The 18,678-nt window shown below is 54.1% G+C and carries 16 protein-coding genes; 11 read left to right on the plus strand and 5 right to left on the minus strand.

From position 1 onward, the window contains the following. Positions 1 to 255 precede the first annotated feature (255 nt). A complete protein-coding gene (locus K1X45_RS13985; RefSeq protein WP_075654416.1) occupies positions 256 to 924 on the plus strand; it encodes a hypothetical protein in 669 nt (222 codons plus the stop codon). Positions 925 to 979: 55 nt separating this feature from the next. Here K1X45_RS13985 and K1X45_RS13990 read toward each other — a convergent pair whose 3' ends face one another. Next, the gene (locus tag K1X45_RS13990) at positions 980 to 1,411 is read right to left on the minus strand and encodes a nucleoside deaminase (protein ID WP_255560995.1); all 432 of its coding nucleotides are present in this window, start codon (positions 1,409 to 1,411) and stop codon (positions 980 to 982) included. A gap of 393 nt (positions 1,412 to 1,804) precedes the next feature. Between K1X45_RS13990 and K1X45_RS13995 the strand changes: the two genes are divergently transcribed. The 4 genes from K1X45_RS13995 (at position 1,805) to K1X45_RS14010 (ending at position 7,450) form a co-directional block, all read left to right on the plus strand. Then, positions 1,805 to 3,742 carry a pseudouridine synthase gene (locus K1X45_RS13995; RefSeq protein ID WP_220159201.1) on the plus strand — a complete coding sequence of 646 codons (1,938 nt, stop codon included), beginning with the start codon at positions 1,805 to 1,807 and terminating at the stop codon, positions 3,740 to 3,742. Continuing rightward, positions 3,742 to 4,296, plus strand: a complete 555-nt coding sequence (rsmD, locus tag K1X45_RS14000) for a 16S rRNA (guanine(966)-N(2))-methyltransferase RsmD (RefSeq protein ID WP_220159202.1) — start codon at positions 3,742 to 3,744, stop codon at positions 4,294 to 4,296. The genes K1X45_RS13995 and rsmD overlap by 1 nt, the downstream gene beginning before the upstream one ends. Positions 4,297 to 4,526: 230 nt before the next feature. Then, entirely contained in the window at positions 4,527 to 6,089 is a 1,563-nt protein-coding gene (locus K1X45_RS14005; protein WP_220160519.1) for a pitrilysin family protein, read from the plus strand. Beyond that, the gene (locus K1X45_RS14010) at positions 6,089 to 7,450 is read left to right on the plus strand and encodes a pitrilysin family protein (protein ID WP_075654419.1); all 1,362 of its coding nucleotides are present in this window, start codon (positions 6,089 to 6,091) and stop codon (positions 7,448 to 7,450) included. The genes K1X45_RS14005 and K1X45_RS14010 overlap by 1 nt, the downstream gene beginning before the upstream one ends. A gap of 76 nt (positions 7,451 to 7,526) precedes the next feature. Here K1X45_RS14010 and K1X45_RS14015 read toward each other — a convergent pair whose 3' ends face one another. Further along, positions 7,527 to 9,386: a monovalent cation:proton antiporter-2 (CPA2) family protein gene (locus tag K1X45_RS14015; protein WP_255560431.1), complete on the minus strand. Its 1,860-nt coding sequence runs from the start codon at positions 9,384 to 9,386 to the stop codon at positions 7,527 to 7,529. Positions 9,387 to 9,809: 423 nt separating this feature from the next. On the opposite strand from K1X45_RS14015, the gene K1X45_RS14020 reads away from it, so the two are divergent. The 6 genes from K1X45_RS14020 to lpxK all read left to right on the plus strand — a co-directional run bounded on the left by K1X45_RS14020 (position 9,810) and on the right by lpxK (position 16,008). Next, positions 9,810 to 11,159, plus strand: coding sequence for a TldD/PmbA family protein (locus K1X45_RS14020; protein WP_220160521.1), 1,350 nt, complete (start codon positions 9,810 to 9,812; stop codon positions 11,157 to 11,159). Continuing rightward, positions 11,146 to 12,000 carry a 3'(2'),5'-bisphosphate nucleotidase CysQ gene (locus tag K1X45_RS14025; protein ID WP_255560432.1) on the plus strand — a complete coding sequence of 285 codons (855 nt, stop codon included), beginning with the start codon at positions 11,146 to 11,148 and terminating at the stop codon, positions 11,998 to 12,000. The genes K1X45_RS14020 and K1X45_RS14025 overlap by 14 nt, the downstream gene beginning before the upstream one ends. A 167-nt stretch (positions 12,001 to 12,167) precedes the next feature. After that, positions 12,168 to 12,437: a DUF4170 domain-containing protein gene (locus tag K1X45_RS14030; RefSeq protein ID WP_022711233.1), complete on the plus strand. Its 270-nt coding sequence runs from the start codon at positions 12,168 to 12,170 to the stop codon at positions 12,435 to 12,437. A 59-nt stretch (positions 12,438 to 12,496) separates the two neighbouring features. Beyond that, on the plus strand, positions 12,497 to 13,255 hold the full coding sequence (locus tag K1X45_RS14035; RefSeq protein ID WP_370627042.1) for a lysophospholipid acyltransferase family protein: 759 nt from the start codon (positions 12,497 to 12,499) through the stop codon (positions 13,253 to 13,255). Positions 13,256 to 13,597: 342 nt separating this feature from the next. After that, positions 13,598 to 14,947: a lipid IV(A) 3-deoxy-D-manno-octulosonic acid transferase gene (waaA, locus tag K1X45_RS14040; RefSeq protein ID WP_220159203.1), complete on the plus strand. Its 1,350-nt coding sequence runs from the start codon at positions 13,598 to 13,600 to the stop codon at positions 14,945 to 14,947. Beyond that, positions 14,947 to 16,008, plus strand: coding sequence for a tetraacyldisaccharide 4'-kinase (lpxK, locus tag K1X45_RS14045; protein ID WP_220159204.1), 1,062 nt, complete (start codon positions 14,947 to 14,949; stop codon positions 16,006 to 16,008). Before waaA ends, lpxK begins: the two co-directional genes overlap by 1 nt. Here the strand turns inward: lpxK and K1X45_RS14050 are convergent, their stop codons facing one another. From K1X45_RS14050 to mutL, 3 genes are read right to left on the minus strand one after another with little or no spacing between them, the layout of a single operon-like run. Next, entirely contained in the window at positions 16,009 to 16,464 is a 456-nt protein-coding gene (locus tag K1X45_RS14050) for a GNAT family N-acetyltransferase (protein ID WP_220159205.1), read from the minus strand. It lies immediately after the preceding gene. Between the two features lies 1 nt (position 16,465). Further along, a complete protein-coding gene (locus tag K1X45_RS14055; protein WP_022711228.1) occupies positions 16,466 to 16,702 on the minus strand; it encodes a DUF2093 domain-containing protein in 237 nt (78 codons plus the stop codon). Between the two features lie 35 nt (positions 16,703 to 16,737). Continuing rightward, positions 16,738 to 18,672, minus strand: a complete 1,935-nt coding sequence (gene mutL / locus K1X45_RS14060; RefSeq protein WP_220159206.1) for a DNA mismatch repair endonuclease MutL — start codon at positions 18,670 to 18,672, stop codon at positions 16,738 to 16,740. Between the last annotated feature and the right edge of the window lie 6 nt (positions 18,673 to 18,678).

Below are 18,678 nucleotides of genomic sequence, written 5' to 3' on the forward strand. Positions count from 1 at the left end.
GGATAATGCGTAAAACAAAGAAAAAGAGCGGTTCCGGTAATTCAATTTTAACAGGAACCGCTCTGACAAGCAGTTATCAGTGATTGCCGCATATTTTCTGCCGTGCTAAGGCACTGCATTGAAATATTTTGTCGGCAGTGAAAATCTGCTTTCATGCCTTGGAGTTGCCGGAAAGTACGGATAACGCCATAATGCATGAAATTTAATGTAGCGGTGGTTGGGTAATCTGGCCGAATACGGATAAAAGTGGTGCTCATGAAGATTGAAGGACGCATTTTCGCTTTCGCAACAGTGCTGGCCAGTTTGGGTCTTGCCGGTTGCGTGTCCGATCCGACCTATGGAACAGGCAAGTCAGCCAGCACGCAATTGCTGGATGATATGTCATCCATTGCTACAATCGGTCCGAAAAAGAGAACCGGTATTGAATATAAGCCGCGTCCGGAGCTGGTGAAGCCTGTTGCAGGGCAGAAAGAAAGCCTGCCGCAGCCGCAGGAAAGTGTTGCCCGCGCCGGTGATCCTTCATGGCCGGAATCGCCGGAAGAGCGCCGCAAGCGTCTGCGTGCAGAGATTGAAGCAAACCGCGACAACCCGAATTTCGTTTCGCCGATTGCACCGGACAGCCCGAGCGATTTCACACCGCGCCGTCAGATTCTGCCAAGCGGTGCCAGCCGTCGTGAAGATTATGCATCACGTGATTCTGTTGCTGATCCGGCAGTTGCTGCTGCCGCCAAACAGGCGCAGCTTGACCGCGCAGGCGGTTCTGCCACACAGCGTAAATATCTGAGTGAGCCGCCGGTCAGCTATCGTCAGCCAGCCGCCACTGCTGCAGTCGGTGATCTGGGTGAGGACGAGGCGAAGAAAGAACGTCGTCGTAAGGCTGAAGCCACAGGCTCAAAAAGCTGGCGCGATAAGCTGGGTCTTTAATTCGGATTTGAATAAAGTTTGAAAAAGCCGCGTCCTGACAAAGGACGCGGCTTTTTTATTTGCGTTTTTCCTGAAAGAAACGTTTCAGCATGTCGGTTGCCTCCGCTTCACCTATGCCGGAATAGACTTCCGGTGCGTGATGGCAGGTCGGCTGGCTGTAGAAGCGGGGGCCATATTCCACGCCGCCGCCCTTCGGATCGCTTGAAGCATAATAAAGGCGGCGGATACGGGCGAGAGAAATCGCCGCCGCGCACATGGCGCAAGGTTCCAGCGTCACATAGAGATCGCAATCACCGAGCCGCTCATTTTCCAGAGCCTCACAAGCGATGCGGATTGCCAGAATTTCGGCATGAGCAGTCGGATCATTAATTTCACGGGTGCGGTTGCCCGCACGGGCGATAATCCGGTTTTTATGCGTGATAACCGCGCCGATCGGCACTTCGCCCCGTGCTTCTGCGGCGCGGGCTTCTTCCATCGCGGCCTGCATAGGAGATATCTTTGCATGACCGCTTGCCGGATGTGTCACGGAAACCAAATTCTCTGCAGGAGCCAAACTTGCCGCAGGGGATTGTGAATTTTCATCGTTCATCTTGCCGGAATTGCCGCCGGTTGCGTTTTTTTGCATAATGTGCGGCAGCCTTTCAGATATTTTACTCGCAAGCGCGGTGATGATTTGTTAGAGCGTAGCTTTAATAAGGTGTGTAGCATAAGAACTGCGCTGCAATCGTGCCAGCTTTATCCTAAATTTTGCCGGATCGGAATGATTTAGCATAAAGCATGTCCGGCGAAAACGCGCAGCGGTTTTGCAGCAGGGCTTTCCGCATCCTGATTTTCGATTTTTGACGCCGGGCAGAAATACCGGTGAAAGGCTGATATTCTAATGACCCGTGACGATCATGATAATGAACGCGGCAAGCGTCCTTTTGTAAAGCGTGAGCGTACGCGCGATGACAGAGGTTCTGACCGTCCGCGTCGTTTTGAAGGTGAATCCCGTGGTGACAAGCCGCGCGGCTTCGGTGAGCGCGGCGACAAACCTCGTGGTTTTGAACCTCGCGGCGATAAGCCCCGCGGCTTTGATATGAGCGCCGCTGAAGAAGGCGAACGTATCGCCAAGCGTCTGGCGCGTGTGGGTATTGCCTCGCGCCGTGAAGCGGAAAGCATGATTGCTGCCGGCCGTGTTGCTGTAAACGGTAAAGTGCTGACCAGCCCTGCCGTCAATGTTCTGCGCACAGATCGTATTACCGTTGATAATAAAGTTCTGCAGCAGGCTGAACGTACCCGTCTGTGGCTCTATCACAAACCTGCCGGTCTGGTGACAACCAACCGCGATCCGGAAGGTCGCCCGACAGTGTTTGATGCACTGCCTGCTGAATTGCCGCGCGTTTTGTCGGTCGGTCGTCTTGATATCAACACCGAAGGCCTGTTGCTGCTGACCAATGATGGCGGTCTGTCCCGTGTTCTGGAACTGCCTGCAACCGGCTGGCTGCGCCGCTACCGCGTGCGCGCTCACGGTACAGTAACACAGGCACAGCTTGATGAGCTGAAGAACGGTATCGCTGTTGACGGCGTGTTCTACGGCGCGGTTGAGGCAACTCTGGAGCGCGAGCAGGGCGCCAATGTCTGGCTGTCCATTGGTCTGCGCGAAGGCAAGAACCGCGAAGTTAAGAATATTCTTGGTGCGCTTGGTCTGGCCGTTTCCCGCCTGATCCGCGTTTCTTTCGGTCCGTTCCAGCTGGGCGATCTGGAAGAGGGTGCGGTGCGTGAAATCCGTGGCCGTACCCTGCGTGAACAGCTTGGTGAGAAACTGGTTGAAGATTCCGGTGCGGATTTTGATGCGCCGATCCTCAATGAATTCTCCAATGAAGCTGTTAAAGGCGAATTGCCGTCTCGTAGCCCGCGTTTTGATGCCTATGAAGAGCGCGGCAGCGACGAGGAAGGCGAGGGCCGTTCCCGTTACAAATCCGACTGGATTTCCAGCAGTCGCAATGCAGGCGGCGGCCGTGGCGGCAAAGGCGGCTTTGGTGCCAAGCGTGGCGAAGGGCGTATGGACGGTGAGCGTAAACCGTTCCGCCGTGACCGTGAAGACGGTGACCGTCGTGAAGAAGGCCGTGCGCCGCGTGATGGTGAGCGCAAGCCTTTCCAGCGTGATCGTGATGGCAAGAACTGGCGTGAAGATGGTCTGTCACGCCTCAGCACATCTGCACCGCGTTCCGGTGGCTTTGACAAGCCGCGCTTTGCGAAAGGCGGTCGTGGTGACAAGGATGATGACAAGTTTGGTTCACAGCCGCAGCGTCCGCGCGGCGTGAATGTATGGATGGCACCGGGTGCCAAGGCCTATAATTCTTCGTCCAAGCCGACCCCGGGTGATGATCGCCGCCGTTCACGCCGTGACGGTGATGACCGTCCGCAGCGTGAAGAAGGCGGTCGCGGTTATCAGGGCCGTTCAGAGGACAGAGACGGTTATAAGCGTCAGGGTTTCCGCCGTGATGAAGACAATCGCGACGGTTTCAAGCGCGAAGGCTTCCGTTCGGAAAACCGTCGTTCTTTTGATGAAGGCGATCGTCCGGCACGCGAAGAGCGTCGTTTCTCCGGTGAGCGTTCTTATGACAAGAAGCCATTTGGCGACAAAAAGCCGTTTGGTGACCGTCCGTCGGGCGACAAACCATTCCGTGGCAAGCCTGAAGGCGGTCGCGGTGGCAAGCCTTTCGGTAAAGGCCCGCAGGGTGGCAAACCATCCGGCAACCGTCCGTCCGGTCCTCGCGGCGCAGGCCCTCGTGGTGCTGCTCCACGTTCCGGCCCGCGCGGAGATAAACGTTAATGCGCATTGTCGGCGGTAAATTCCGCGGACGTGCACTGGTGACGCCGGAAAGCTCTGCAATCCGGCCGACCAGCGACCGGACGCGCGAAAGTCTGTTCAATATTATCACGCATGGTTTTCGTGAGAAGCTGGACAATACACGCGTGCTGGATCTGTTTGCCGGCACCGGTGCGCTTGGCCTTGAAGCCTTGTCACGCGGCTGCCGCTATACGGTTTTCGTTGAGGAATCCGTAGAAGGGCGTGGCCTGTTGCGCCAGAATGTGGAGGCTTTCGGCCTTCAGGGGAATACAAAAGTGTTCCGTCGCAATGCAACAGCCTTGGGGCCAACCGGCACAATGGGTGAATTTGATCTGGTTTTTGCCGATCCGCCCTATGGTAAGGGTTTGGGTGAACAGGCTTTTATCTCTGCTCTTGAGGGCGGTTGGCTCAAGCCGGATGCGCTTTTGATACTGGAAGAAGTGTCAGAAGCCGCTATCACGCTGGATGACCGCTTCATATTGCGCGATGAACGCAATTACGGGATCACCACGATAAGGCTTTATGAACTGGCCTGACAATTTATTATTAGATAACAAATTGCCCGCTCTGTGCGGGCAATTTGCATTTCAGCATAGTGCTGCCTTTTTGGGGGTATATTTATTAAATTATTGTCATCATGACATAATTCTTGATGGCTGGTTGCGAATTTGCCGCAATCTCGTTTAATTAAGGTTGTTTTGCAAAACAGGAAGGGACACTTTTCGTGCCATATCTATCCTTTTGCCGGCAACTGGTCAGCACATCCATGCTGGCGCTGATTGTCAGTTCTGCGACTGTGGGCGCATCTTTCGCGCAGGCTGCCAAGCCCGCCGAGGCGCAGGTTGCCCCCGCTGCGACCACCCAGACCAATCCGGCCAATGATAATAAGCCGGCCGCGCTGCCTGAAATCAAGACCCAGAAAGGCGTCAGCAGTTTTAAGCTGACCAATGGCATGGATGTTGTGGTGATTCCCGATCACCGCGCACCGGTTGTCACACAGATGGTCTGGTATCGCGTGGGTGCCGCTGATGAGCAGGAAGGTGTATCCGGTATTGCCCATTTTCTTGAACATCTGATGTTCAAGGGTACGAAGAATGTTCCTGCCGGTGAATTCTCTGCAAAAGTTGCAGCGATTGGCGGGCAGGAAAACGCTTTCACCTCGTCCGATTATACCGGCTATTATCAGCAGGTTGCACCGGATGCGCTGGAAATGGTGATGAAATACGAGTCAGACCGTATGGCCAATCTGGTTCTGACTGAAGATGTGATTGTACCGGAACGCGATGTTATTCTCGAAGAACGCCGCATGCGTGTGGACAGTAATCCGGGCGCAATGCTGAGCGAAGAGGTGAGTGCCGCTTCTTTCTTTAATCATCCTTACCGCCGCCCGATTATCGGCTGGCAGCAAGAAATGGAAAAGCTCAGCCTTGAGGATGCCATCGGTTTTTACGAGCGTTATTATACGCCGAATAATGCCATTCTCGTGGTGGCAGGTGATGTGACGCCGGAGCGCGTCCGTGATCTGGCGCTCAGCACCTATGGTAAATTGCCGAAGCGCTTTGAAGTTGCACCGCGTATCCGCCCGCAGGAACCTGTGAAGCACACAGCCCGCACCGTGACATTGCGCGATGCCCGTGTGAATCAGCCGTCTTTCAACTCCACATGGGTGGTGCCGTCTTACGTAAACGCTAAGGTTAAGGGACGGGAAGGTGATGCGGAAGCACTTGATCTGCTGGGAGAAATTCTCGGCGGTGGTATGCGTAGCCGTCTCTATCAGAAGCTGATTGTTGAGCAGGGCATTGCTGCCAGTGCCGGTGCTTATTATGCCGGTGACGCGCTGGATGACGGTACATTCATGCTCTATGGCGCACCGCGTGGCGATGCCACGCTTGAGCAGGTGCAGGCTGCAATCAATGTTGAAGTCGAGCGTCTGATTAAAGACGGTGTGACGGAAACAGAACTTAATCAGGCACGCAATCGTTTTCTGAAGTCGGAAATTTTTGCCCGTGACAGCCAGACCGGTATGGCGCGAATTTATGGTTCCTCACTGGCTGTCGGCCAGACTGTTGAGGATGTGCAGGGCTGGTCGGATAAAATCCGCACCGTCAAGCCGGAGCAGATCCGCGATGTGGCAGAGCGCTATCTGAAGCCGTCAATTGCTGTGACCGGTTATCTGCTGCCGCCGGAAACGGCAGAAGAAGCCGCAAAGCCTGAACAGAGTGCAAAACCAGCCGCAGCCGAAAAGGCGCAAACCGGTGCTGCCGGTGAAAAACCGGCAGGCAATGATCTGAACAAGAAGACAGATGCGAAGCCAGAGGTGAAAAAATAATGACATATTCTCTTCACTCTGAGGCAGGGTTCGAAAATGCACGCCCTGTCCGTAGCAATGCTTTGCGTGGTTTCAAAGCTGCTGCTGTTGGTCTTTTCGCATTGCTGACAACACTGCCTGCCTATGCGCTGGATATTCAGGAAGTAACCTCGCCGAAGGGTATCAAAGCCTGGCTGGTGGAAGACGGTAGTGTGCCGCTGATCTCTGTGCGTTTTTCGTTTAAGGGCGGCAGTGCGCAAGACCCTGAAGGCAAAGAAGGTCTGGCCAATCTGATGACCGGTCTGTTCGATGAAGGCGCGGGGGATATGCCATCCGATGCCTATCAGGAAAGACTGGATAATATCGGTGCGGAAATGAGCTTCACCGCCAGCGATGATACGATTTCCGGCGGTATGCGGATGCTGAAAGAGAACAGTCCGGCAGCTTTTGACATGCTGGCTCTGGCTATTCAGAAACCGCGTTTCGATCAGGCGGCAGTTGATCGTATCCGCGATCAGGTCATTGCAGGGATTAACGCTTCCAAAAATGATCCGAACACAATTGCTTCGCAGAAATTTGCCGAAGTGCTCTATGGCAAGCATCCTTATGCCCGCCGTGAAGAGGGCACAGTGCAGTCGCTGGAAACAATCACCCGCGATGATCTGTTGGATGCGCATAAAAAACTGTTCGGCAAAGATCAGCTGAAAATCGGTGTGGTCGGTGCGATCAGCGCCGAGGAACTGGCGCCTCTTTTGGATAAGCTTTTCGGAAATCTGCAGGATAAAGCAGAGCTCAAGCCGATGGAAATGGCCAAGCTCGCTTTGGGTGCCACAACATCTGTGACCTATGATCTGCCGCAGACAACGGTCAGTCTGGTGTATCCGGGTGTAAAGCGCAGCGATAAAGATTTCTTCGCAGCCTATCTGATGAATCAGGTGCTGGGTGTCGGCTTTACTTCACGTCTTTATAATGAAGTGCGTGAGAAGCGCGGCCTTGCTTATACGGTGAGCTCCGGTCTCAGTGGCCGGGACTATTCCAACAGTCTCAATATTGCCACCGGTACACGTCCTGACCGTGCACAGCAGAGTCTGGATGTGATCCGCGCGGAAGTTGCCCGTATGGCGAAATCCGGCGTGACAGAGGAAGAACTGGCCGCAGCCAAGAGCTTTGCAATCGGTGCCTATGCAATCAATAATCTGGATTCATCCGTGGCCGTTGCCCGCACATTGGTTGGCTTGCAGGAGCAGGATCTGGGGCGTGATTATATCGACCGCCGTGCTGATCTCATCAATGCTGTGACCACAGATGATGTGAAGACTGTTGCAGCAAAGCTGCTCAAAGCAGATCCTGCCATTCTCGTGGTTGGGCCGAGCCTGAATTGATTGGTTTTAAAATCACATAAGAAAACGGCGCGGTGGATGTCCCACCGCGCCGTTTTTGTATTTGACCGGCGATGATTTATTCGCTTACCGGAGTGAGGACAATGCCTGCTTCCGGATAGGGTTTGGCAGGTGCGATTGTCTCTTCTGTTGCCTTGTCGAGTGGCACTGCCGAGCGTGTCGGTTTGACCAGAGGTTCCGGCGTTACCGGCTTGTTGAACAACAGGTGACGACCGGCGAGAATACCTTCCGAAGCCTGTACATGCAGGCGGTCTTCATCGCGCTGGCGCACATCATCGGCAATGGTCTGAGCCTCTTCTTCCGGCATGCCGAGCGCTTCCAGTGTTTTGCGGCCAAATAACAGGCCGGATTCAAAAGTTTCACGCAGTTCGTAATCCACGCCTTTTGCCCGCAATTGCAGCGTATGCTCACGGTCAAAGGAACGGACATAGAGTTTCACATCCGGAAATTCTGTCTGAATGAGATCGACAATCCGGTCAGTGATTTCTTTTTTTTCGGTGCAGATGGCAACCAGTTTGGCTTTGCGGATACCTGCCATTTCCAGCACGTCTTTACGCTGTCCGTCACCGAAATAAATACGGAAACCGAAGCGTCCGGCCGCACGGATTTTATTGGCGGAATTGTCGATCACCGTCACATCAGAACCACCGGCCAGTAAAATTTGCGAGGCAATCTGCCCGTAACGGGAGAAGCCGATCATCAGCACATCGGAACCTGCCCCCTCGAAATTTTCCTCCATGCCGTCTTCCTGCTTCGTATTCGTCAGCAGACGATTACCGATGGTTACGCAGAGCGGTGTCAGCGCCATGGAAATTGTGATGGCAGCAATCAGCTCGGAGGCCAGCGCATCGGTGATCACCGCAGCAGCACTGGCCGTGGAGAACAGAACGAAGGCAAATTCACCGCCCTGTGGCAGCAGAAAGGCGACTTTGACCGCATCATTATGGCTGGTGCGGAAAATACGGCACAGCAGATAAATGATTGCGATTTTTGTAACGATAATCACCGGAACCGATAGCAGGATCATCAGCCAGTTATCGAGAATGACCACCAGATTAAGCGACAACCCAACCGCGACAAAGAACAGGCCGAGGAAAATACCGCGGAATGGTTCCACGTCGGCTGCCAGTTCATGACGGTAGGAGGAATCTGCCAGCAGCACACCGGCGATAAATGCACCCATTGCCATGGACAGGCCTGCAGCTTCCATCAGCGCAGCCGAACCGAGAACGACGAACAATGCGGCGGCGATCATCACTTCACGCGCACCGGTATTGCCGATGATACGGAACATCGGGTTCAGTAAATAGCGACCGGCAATAATCAGAATGATAATGGCACCGAGTGCCGCTGCCACATGGAAATTCGCAGCGCTCTGCGAGTTTTCACCCGGCGACAATGCAGGAATAAGCGCAAGAATAGGCACGATCGCCAGATCCTGAAACAGCAGAATAGCAAAGGCTTTTTGCCCGTATTTCTGGCTGGTTTCACCTTTGTCTTCCAGAATTTGCATGGCAAAGGCGGTTGAGGAGAGTGCAAAGCCGCAGCCGACGATAATCGCTGCCGGTACGGGAAGACCGGCAACATAAACGCCCAGAAAAGCAAGAGTGACAGCACATAATGCGACCTGTGCCAGACCGAGGCCGAAGATCGCATGGCGCAGAGACCAGAGGCGGGAGGGCTTGAGATCAAGACCAATGATGAACAGCAGAAACACTACGCCCAGTTCGGAGAAATGCAGCAGTTCTTCACCATCGGTAATAAAACGGGCAATCGGGCCGATAATCACACCGGCGGCCAGATAGCCCAGAACTGTTCCCAGCCCCATACGCTTGAACAATGGTGCGGCAATGATTGCCCCGCCGAGGATCATCAGGGTCTGCAGATAAAGACTGCCGATGGAAATATTGTTTTCCATAATTAAAACATCACATATTACGTTTGTCGGGGCGGGTGCGGAATAAGCTACCGGCAGAAAATCATCAAATACAATGCTGCAGGCAAATCATGCCGAACATAATATGAAACAACGCGTGCAGATAACGGTTTTTTAAAGAAAAATATCACGTTTATGGTTTCAACGTTTTCAAATATGAAGTCATGAACATGAGCGAAACACCGAGGATATTATTCTGAAGAAGACGTCTGCTTACCCGCATATGTTTCTTGAGGCCTGAGTTGTCATGCATAAACATAAAATGAGACTTAAAAAATACACGGCTTATCCGTATATAGAACCTATACAGGCGGCAAAACCTGATAATTGACTGTTCGCAGATTGCAAAATGCGGGCGCTGAATTATCACGCTACCACCGCGCCAGACGAATGACAGGAAGAATGATGGACGCACAAAGCTCTGCTCAAAAACTCGCCGATCAGGCTCGTTTTCTCGTCGCCGCGGCTAAAAAAGCCGGTGCGGATCATGCCGATGCGGTGGTTGTGCGCAGCCGTTCCAGCAATGTCAGCGTGCGTTTAGGCAAGGTGGAAGCCACTGAAGCCTCGGAAAGTGATGATTTTTCGCTGCGGGTTTTTGTCGGCAAGCGCATTGCCAGTATTTCGGCCAGTGCCAATAAGGGCGCTGATCCTGTCGCGCTGGCAGAACGTGCCGTCGCGATGGCAAAAGTCTCGCCGGAAGATGCCTATGAGGGGCTGGCTGATCCGTCGAAACTGGCTAAACAAATTGCCGATCTTGATCTGTTCGACCCGACACAGATCGACAGCAAACGGATGACTGAAGATGCGCTGGCAATGGAAGAGGCTGCACGGGCAGTTGCCGGTGTTACTAATTCCGGCGGTGCTACGGCCTCTGCGGGGCTGGGCGGTATGGTGCTGGTCACATCCGGCGGCTTTGAAGGCTTTTACACGCTGAGCCGTTTTGGCCGCTCTGTCAGCGCGATTGCCGGTGAAGGCACCGCGATGGAGCGTGATTATGATATGCGCGTGCGTTTGCATTTTGCCGATTTGCCTGAACTGGAAGATCTTGGCCGCACCGCCGGTGAACGGGCTGTGCGCCGTCTCAATGCGCGTAAGGTTAAAACCGGCGCGGTTAATGTGATGTTCGATCCGCGTGTGGCGCGCGGCATGGCCGGTCATATTGCCAGTGCCATCAATGGTGCATCTGTCGCCCGCAAAAGCAGCTTTCTGAAAGATAAAATGGGACAGCAGGTTCTGAGCAAAGGGATCGGCATCACTGATGATCCGATGCGCCTGCGCGGTTCATCTTCCCGCCCGTTTGACGGTGAGGGCATTGCCGGTGAAAAACTGACCATGATTGAGGACGGTGTGCTGAAACACTGGTTCCTTTCCGGCTCGACCGCCCGTGAACTGGGGCTGGAAACCAATGGCCGTGGCGTGCGTTCCGGTTCAACTGTTGTGCCGTCCTCTACCAATCTGGCGATTGAAGCCGGTGCACGCACACCGGAAGAACTGATGAAAGAACTCGGCACCGGTTTCTATGTCACCGAGGTTTTCGGACAGGGCGTGGATATGATTACCGGCCAATATAGCCGTGGTGCTTCCGGCTTCTGGATTGAAAACGGCGAGCTGACCTATCCGGTGAGTGAAGTGACCATCGCGTCCAATCTCAAAGATATGTTTATGAATATGACCGCTGCCAGTGATCTCGACCGGTCTTACGGGACAGCCGCACCAACGCTGGTAATTGAAGGAATGACGCTTGCCGGAAACTAATCGAGCAACCAATCAAACAGCAGACAGCGATGACCTGCAACTCATCCGTGAAGCGGCAGCGGAAGCGGGTAAAATTGCCTTGCGCTATTATGGCAATAATCCGGAGGTCTGGCTGAAAGGCGGGCAGTCTCCGGTGAGTGAAGCGGATCTGGCAGTTGATCGTTTCCTGCAGGCATTTCTGCTGCAGGCGCGGCCGGATTATGGCTGGATTTCAGAGGAAACGGCAACTGACCAGCAGCGTACCGGCAGAGAACGGGCATTTGTGGTTGATCCGATTGACGGTACCCGCGCATTTCTTGCCGGTGACGACCGCTGGTGCGTGAGCATTGCAGTGATCGATCAGGGTAAGCCGCGCTGCGGTGTGCTGGATGTTCCGGTGCGTAAAGAGGTGCTGAGCGCCGTCAGCGGACAGGGGGCTTTCCAGAATGGCATGCCGGTTGCAGCGCAGTTGCCTGCGGATGGTCGCAACTATCCTGTGGCGATGTCGCGATCACATTTTAATGATCTGCCGGAAGGCTTTCGCAGCAAGACAGCTTTCTCGCCCTATGTGCCGTCGCTGGCCTATCGCATAGCTATGGTCGGACGGGGTGAACTGGCCGGAACTTTCGTGCGCGGCGGTGCCCATGACTGGGATCTGGCCGCGGCGGATCTGCTGCTTTCCGAGGCCGGCGGCAGGCTTTTGACCCTTGAAGGGCAGGCGCTTAGCTATGGCGCGGCAGGTGGTGCAGTTGCGGGGCAAAAACCGTTCAGTCATGATGTGCTGGTGGCGGCTGTTGCGGGTTTTGAAGAAGAAATGCTGAGCGTTGTGCGGCAGTTATTGTCGGATCAGAATTATTCCTGAGCCGGCTTGTCGCAGGTGCATTAGAAAATACGATAAATTAAAGAGTGTGCAATGAGCACTCCGGTTGAACTTGGACGTAAACCGCTCTAAAGAGGGCGGCAACAAAGGCAGGCTATAAAGTGCTCTGCCTTCCGGCAAAACATAATCTCAGTGACAGGATTAGAAACATGACCGCATCTGGTGAAAACAAACAACTGCTGCATCTGGTATTCGGCGGTGAATTGAAGACGCTGAATTCCATGGAATTCCGTGATCTGGACAAGCTGGATATTGTCGGCATCTATCCGAATTATGAAGCCGCTAAAATGGCTTGGAAATCCAAGGCTCAGCAGACCGTTGATAACGCCCATATGCGTTATTTCATCGTGCATATGCACCGTCTGCTCGATCCTGCAAGTGCAGTTGCTGAAGCTGTACGCTCTGCTGACAAAGCCTGACGCGCGTTCTGACTGTGGCAGGTGATAAACCACACCGAACCGGATTTCTGACCAGGTTTTTGAAACGCGCCTGGCAGCGTATTCGCGGGCCTTTGGCGCGTTCAGAAGTTCTGAAGACGGTGCTGGTCAATTTGATTTCGGGCTACCTCCGGCTGGTTTATGCAACCAATAAGCGCCTGCCGGGATTTTACGAAACGATTGCATCCCAAAAAAAGCAAACGCCCTATATTGTCACTTTCTGGCATGGCCAGCATTTGATGGGGCCGTTTGTGCGCGATAAATCCGTGCCGGTTGTGGCCATGTTTTCGCGCAGTGCCGATGCGGAGCTTAATGCCCGTGTGGCGGAAAAGCTCGGCCTGCAAACGGTTCGCGGTTCCGGCGGGCGCGCTGACAGTGATAATAGCGGAAAAGGTGGTGCACGTGCTTTGATCACCCTGAAGCGGGCATTGGATCAGGGCACCAGCACCGGCATGATTGCCGATGTGGCGCATAGTCCGGTGCGTGAGGCAGGACAGGGCATTATCCTGTTGGCCAAATTATCCGGCCGCCCGATCCTGCCTGTTGCCTATGCTTTTTCACGCAGCAAAATTCTGGAAAAAAGCTGGGATAAAACCTCAATACCGCTACCTTTCGGGCGTTCCGCTGCCACCACGACCGAGCCGGTCTGGGTGCCTGCGGATGCGGATGAAAATTTACTTGAGGAAAAACGGCTCGAACTGACCCGCAAACTCGATGCTGCCACGCTTGCCGCTTATAAACAGCTGGGAATGCTGCCACCTCCTGCCAGAGCATGTCACAGTCAAGTTGATCCAACTTGATCGTTTTAATTTTGTCAGGTTGGATCAAATTGACGGCCGTGACAATGCGGCCAACTAAAGAATCCAGAGCGAGCGTCGTTATTAAATTTGAACGCAACCCGCTCTGGCTGACAATAAATTGTGATAGCGGCCGGCATTCTTTTATATAATCACCTTGTGACCGGTTTATTCGTGTATAAACTTAAGATAGGCTTGGTTCGCCGGGCATCTTTATGCAAGATTTCAATAGCTTGCGCAGGGGCGCAAATAGTCTTTGTGCCCTTTGTGTTTCCGGTATTTTATGTTCGTTTTACAGAACAGAACTGCTGTACGGCATAAAACAAGGCCGGTATGGAGATAAGAATGAGTGAAAAATGGGCCCGCACTGTTCTTAAGATCTATAAGGCTGCCGGTTGTGCGGCCTATCCGCTGATCGGGCCCTATATCAGCTATCGTGTTTCCAAAGGCAAAGAAGACCGTACCCGCCGCGCCGAACGTTACGGTCGCAGTCAGATTGCCCGCCCTGACGGGCCGCTGGTCTGGATGCATGCTGCGAGTGTGGGCGAATTTACCGCCATTCTGCCGCTGATCGAGCATTTTCTGGCACAGGATATCCGCATTTTGCTGACCACCGGCACGCGCACTTCTGCTGCGCTGGTGGGCGAACGTCTTGGTGACAGGGTTATTCACCAATATGTACCGCTGGATTTGCTGCCTGCCGTGCGCCGTTTTCTGGATCACTGGCAACCGGATGTGGCGATTAAATGTGAATCCGAAATCTGGCCGATGACCATTCTGGAACTGGGTAAACGCCATATTCCGCAAATCCTGATCAACGGGCGGATGTCTGATCGTTCCTATACGAAATGGAAAAAGCGCAGCTCCGTTGCTGAGGCTTTGTTTGAAAATTTTGCCCATGTGGTGGCGCAGTCTGATGCGGATGGCGAACGCTTCCGTCAGCTCGGCGCACGTCCGGTCACGATTTCCGGCAATCTTAAAGTAGACACCGATGCCCCGCCGGTTGATCCGCAGGAACTGGAACGTCTGCAACAGCAAATTGGCAAGCGCAAAGTCTGGGCTGCGATTTCTACCCATGAGGGTGAGGAAGATATTGCTGCGACAGTGCATACAATGCTCAGCACCCGCCATCCGGATTTGCTGACCATGATTGTGCCGCGTCATCCGGATCGCGCCGAGGCAATCCGCGCTATGATCGAAGCCAAGGGACTGACTGTTGCACAGCGCAGCCGTAATGAGGAGATCACTCCGCAAACGGCTGTTTATCTTGGTGATACAATCGGCGAAATGGGCTTGTATCTGCGCCTGTCACAGATTGCTTTTGTCGGCAAATCCCTGACCGGTGAGGGTGGGCAAAATCCACTGGAACCGGCAATGCTCGGCACAGCAGTTTTGTCCGGCCGCAATGTGCAGAATTTCCGTGAATCCTATCAGCGCCTGATTAAAAACGGCGGTGCCAAACTTGTCAGCGATCATAATATGCTGGCCGGTGCGGTGAATTTCCTGTTCAATAATCCGGAAAAGCTGAAAACCATGACCGAGGCCGGAAAGCGCACGGTCGGTGATATGCGCGGCGCGCTGGAGCGCACACTCACGGCGCTTGAACCTTTTATACAGCCGCTGGCTGTCAAATCCCGTCTGGATACGACAGTTGTTGAACCTCTGGCTGAGACAGATGTAGCGGAGCAGCCGTGATGGCTGCAAATAAGACACCGGCAGATATTTCAGGTTTCTGGTGGCGTAAGGCTGGCTGGCAGTCTGCATTGCTGTCGCCGGTGGCTGCAATTTATGGCTCGGTTGCTAAAAAGCGGATGGTGAATGCAGAGCCGCCGGAAATTGCCATGCCGGTTTTGTGTATCGGTAATTTCACCGTTGGCGGAGCGGGTAAAACGCCGACCTGTATCGCTTTTGCCGAGGCTGCAAAGGCTGAAGGCTTTAAGCCCGGTATAGTCTCGCGCGGTTATGGCGGTTCTTTCAAAGGCGTACATCTGGTGGATGTGGCGCAGGATACAGCCAAGCTGACCGGCGATGAACCGCTGCTGCTGGCAAGACATGCTATGGTCGCGGTTTCTGCCAATCGTTTGCATGCTGCGCAATTGCTGGAAAAGCATGGTTGCAACTTCATCATTATGGATGATGGTTTTCAGAGCGCACGTTTGTTTTATGATTATGCGCTGGTGGTGGTGGATGCCGCACGCGGGATAGGCAACGGAAAAATCATTCCGGCTGGGCCTTTGCGTGCGCCTTTGATGACGCAGATGCAGCAGGCATCGGCACTGCTGCGCATAACGCCGAACCATCTGAAAGGCGAGGATGCCTCGGAGAATGTGATCCGCATGGCGGCGCGCAGTAATAAGCCGTTTTTTGATGCGCGTTTGGTCTCGGTGGCGGAACAACCGGTTGAGGACAAAAAGTTTCTCGCTTTTGCCGGTATCGGCAATCCGCAGAAATTCTATGACAGTGTGACAGAACTGGGCGGGGAAGTGGTCATCAGCCGCTCATTTGGCGACCACTATAATTATAAGCCGGAAGATATCCGCCAGCTTATTGCGGAGGCGCGGGAAGCCAATCTGATATTGGCAACCACAGCGAAAGATTATGTACGCCTGCATGGATTGCAATCCGCTGTCGAGGGGGACTGGCTGCACGACATAGCTGTTTTTGATGTACGGCTTGATTTTGGCCGTGAGAAAATTTTGCAGCGCATTATCAAAACAACACGGCAAAACTTTCTCGAACGCAGCCTTGAGCTCTAATCAGAGGCTTTGACGGTAAATATTGAGGCCATCAATATTTTCTTCAAACAACAGCCAACCGCGCGCAGCATAATAATCATGCTTGTCAGCTTCAGCGCAGAGATAGACTTCCGAGAAATTCAGATCGCGGGCTTGTTGCGCTGCGGCTTTCAGTAAGGCGCCGCCGATGCCATGCGAGCGCTGTTGTTCATCAACCCAGAGGGCTGCGACCCACGGCGTATATTGCGGGCGGGCTTCCATATCGCTGTCAATCAGCGAAACAGTGCCGAGAAACTCACCACCGTCATGAGCAATAAGCGCAACCGGTGTGGTCTCTGCCGTCAGATTTTCCTGAAACAGGCCTTTGATGAAGTCCAGTTCATGACCGTCCTGCCGCCACCATGCATTCCACACACGGTCGGCTGCATCATCGAGAAAATGCGGTCGGGTCTTCAGGTCTGATATTTCGTATGCCATTTTAGCTCTTGCTGCGCTGGCGCAGTTCAGGATTGGCTTCCAGTTCGCGCTGATAGGAGACGAGGCCGTTCACATAGGCTTCCTGACGCGCAACGCTCCAGTAGCGCAGATCATCCAGCTCAATCTTTTCGCCGGTAACCGCACAGATCACATAGGAGCCCGGTTCGAGAACCTGATAATCACCATCGAGGTAGCGCAATTTGGCTTCACCGTTGCGATTGCTGGAAAACATATTCATTATTCTTTCTTGTCTTCAGTGTGTTTGGGTAATCTTTACCTGCGTCCGAACAGACGTTCAATATCGCTGAGTTTTAATTCTATATAGGTCGGCCGCCCGTGATTACAGGTGCCGGAGTCCGGTGTGGCTTCCATCTGGCGCAGCAGGGCGTTCATTTCCTCGCCTTTCATGCGGCGGCCGGAACGCACAGAGCCATGACAAGCCATAGTCGCCGCTACATGATTGAGCATATCTTTCAAACCGTTGGCGGTGTCATGTTCGGCAATTTCATCAGCCAGATCGCGGATCAGCTGCTGCACATCCATTTCGCCGAGCATGGCCGGTGTCTCGCGCACAGCCACAGCACCGGGGCCGAACTGTTCCACACTCAGGCCAAAGCGCTCCAGCGTCGGCGCGTGGGCGACAACACGCTCCGCATCTTCTTCCGGCAGGTCAACAATCTCAGGGATCAGCAGCATCTGTGCGGCCATCGGTTTGGATTCCAGCGCGGTTTTCAGCGCTTCATAAACAAGTCTTTCATGGGCGGCATGCTGGTCAACAATCACCAGACTGTCTTCGGTCTGGGCAACAATATAATTGGCGTGGATTTGTGCCCGTGCGGCACCAAGCGGAGCACGCAATAACTCTGCCGGTGCTTCAATCTCGGCTGCGCGGCTGTCAGCGCTGGGAGCTGCGAATTGCGAAATCGTAGCCTGTAAAGCCTCACCGAAACCGGCCTGCTCATAGCGCGGTGCCGGTTGGCTGTCGAGATGCAGCGGACGCTGTGCCGGATGTGCAGTCTGTGGTGACCATTCCTGACGCGGCGGTTCAGGTCGATAATTGGATGCAGACTGCCAGTTGCGGGCAGGCGATGAGGTAAATGAGCTTGATGAACGCTCTGGCGCTTCAAATCCCTTGGTTTCAAATCCTTGCGCCTGAAAGGCTTTCAGCATGGCTTCCGCGCCGCTGGTTGCAGGGCGGATGCCCGATTGCGCCAAGGCGTGACGGATGGTGCCGACAATCAGACCGCGCACCAGTCCCGGATCGCGGAAGCGCACATCAGCCTTGGCCGGATGCACATTCACATCGACATGGGACGGATCAAGCTGGAGAAACAACACACCGACCGGATGGCGGTCGCGGGCGATCACATCGGAATAGGCGCCGCGTAATGCGCCGAACACTTGCTTATCGCGTACCGGACGGCCGTTAATATAGGCAAACTGATGCAAGGAATTGGCGCGGTTGAAAGAAGGAATAGCCGTAAAACCGGTAAGGCGCACGCCTTCACGCTCACTGTCGAGTGCCAGTGCATTTTCAGAGAAATCAGCGCCAAGCACCTGTGAAATGCGTTCAAGCATGGCGGCTTCAGTGACCGTTTCACCAGCGCTGCATGTCGCAGGCAACTCCAGCGGGCTGCGATCCGTACCGGCGATGGAAAAACGGATTTGCGGGAAGGAAATCGCAATGCGCTTCACCACTTCCGTTATAGCGGTGGATTCGGCACGGTCGGTTTTCATAAATTTCAGGCGGGCAGGGGTCGCATAAAACAGATCGCTGACTTCAACAATCGTCCCGCGATTGATCGCAGTCGGGCGCGGGCCTTCCAGATGTCCGCCACGCACCACGACCTCATAGCCGGAATCGGCATCAGTTGTGCGTGATTTAATGCTCAGTCGCGCAACGGAACCAATGGATGGCAGCGCTTCACCGCGAAAACCAAGGGCACGGATATCATGCACGTCATCGGTCAGCTTGGAGGTACAGTGGCGGGAGACTGCGAGTGCCAGTTCATCAGCCGGAATACCGCCGCCATTATCAGTCACACGGATCAGGTTCTTGCCACCGCCTGCGGTGACAATTTCAATGCGTGTGGCACCGGCGTCAATCGCATTTTCGACCAGCTCTTTCACTACGCTGGCAGGGCGTTCAATCACCTCGCCGGCAGCAATCTGGTTGATAATGGTTTCGCTCAGGAGCTTGATAGACATAGAATG

Source organism: Pseudochrobactrum sp. Wa41.01b-1 (assembly GCF_019464455.1).
In the GTDB taxonomy this organism is placed as follows: Bacteria; Pseudomonadota; Alphaproteobacteria; order Rhizobiales; family Rhizobiaceae; genus Pseudochrobactrum; species Pseudochrobactrum saccharolyticum.

What these genes read in the sequence shown, in the direction of transcription:
- K1X45_RS13985 (WP_075654416.1), top strand. Translation starts at nt 256, where the DNA reads ATGAAGATTGAAGGACGCATTTTCGCTTTCGCAACAGTGCTGGCCAGT.
- K1X45_RS14010 (WP_075654419.1), top strand. Translation starts at nt 6,089, where the DNA reads ATGACATATTCTCTTCACTCTGAGGCAGGGTTCGAAAATGCACGCCCT.
- K1X45_RS14050 (WP_220159205.1), bottom strand. Translation starts at nt 16,464, where the DNA reads ATGGCATACGAAATATCAGACCTGAAGACCCGACCGCATTTTCTCGAT.
- waaA (WP_220159203.1), top strand. Translation starts at nt 13,598, where the DNA reads ATGAGTGAAAAATGGGCCCGCACTGTTCTTAAGATCTATAAGGCTGCC.
- K1X45_RS14055 (WP_022711228.1), bottom strand. Translation starts at nt 16,702, where the DNA reads ATGAATATGTTTTCCAGCAATCGCAACGGTGAAGCCAAATTGCGCTAC.
- K1X45_RS14015 (WP_255560431.1), bottom strand. Translation starts at nt 9,386, where the DNA reads ATGGAAAACAATATTTCCATCGGCAGTCTTTATCTGCAGACCCTGATG.
- rsmD (WP_220159202.1), top strand. Translation starts at nt 3,742, where the DNA reads ATGCGCATTGTCGGCGGTAAATTCCGCGGACGTGCACTGGTGACGCCG.
- mutL (WP_220159206.1), bottom strand. Translation starts at nt 18,672, where the DNA reads ATGTCTATCAAGCTCCTGAGCGAAACCATTATCAACCAGATTGCTGCC.
- K1X45_RS13995 (WP_220159201.1), top strand. Translation starts at nt 1,805, where the DNA reads ATGACCCGTGACGATCATGATAATGAACGCGGCAAGCGTCCTTTTGTA.
- lpxK (WP_220159204.1), top strand. Translation starts at nt 14,947, where the DNA reads ATGGCTGCAAATAAGACACCGGCAGATATTTCAGGTTTCTGGTGGCGT.
- K1X45_RS14005 (WP_220160519.1), top strand. Translation starts at nt 4,527, where the DNA reads ATGCTGGCGCTGATTGTCAGTTCTGCGACTGTGGGCGCATCTTTCGCG.
- K1X45_RS14020 (WP_220160521.1), top strand. Translation starts at nt 9,810, where the DNA reads ATGGACGCACAAAGCTCTGCTCAAAAACTCGCCGATCAGGCTCGTTTT.
- K1X45_RS13990 (WP_255560995.1), bottom strand. Translation starts at nt 1,411, where the DNA reads ATGCAGGCCGCGATGGAAGAAGCCCGCGCCGCAGAAGCACGGGGCGAA.
- K1X45_RS14030 (WP_022711233.1), top strand. Translation starts at nt 12,168, where the DNA reads ATGACCGCATCTGGTGAAAACAAACAACTGCTGCATCTGGTATTCGGC.